Annotated in this window: 1 rRNA gene; it reads left to right on the top strand. The window is 34.4% G+C overall.

Annotated elements, in window-relative coordinates:
* Nucleotides 1-69: ribosomal RNA gene (locus H5161_RS19960) — 16S ribosomal RNA — on the top strand; the annotation flags it as partial.
* Between the last annotated feature and the right edge of the window lie 225 nt (nt 70-294).

Raw genomic sequence — 294 nt, 5'->3', positions numbered from 1 at the left:
TGATTCATGACTGGGGTGAAGTCGTAACAAGGTAGCCCTAGGGGAACCTGGGGCTGGATCACCTCCTTATACGATTTAGAACTTATTTGTTCGTAGTGTCCACACAGATGATTGTTAATTAGTGCTTATTCTTCGGAATAACTAATTAATATGCTCTTTAAAAATTTGGAAAAGCTGATAATAAAATTCTGATAGATACATTGTATTTATCAAGAGTTTTCAAAAGTAAAAAAAGAATGGTAGCAGTACCATTCAGTGCCATTTGATTAACGTTTTACGTTGATTGATTGGTAT

It is taken from the genome of Pseudoalteromonas sp. SG43-5, from assembly GCF_014164345.1.
GTDB classification, from domain to species: Bacteria; Pseudomonadota; Gammaproteobacteria; order Enterobacterales; family Alteromonadaceae; genus Pseudoalteromonas; species Pseudoalteromonas distincta.
This window is presented reverse-complemented; position numbering and strand designations above follow the sequence as displayed.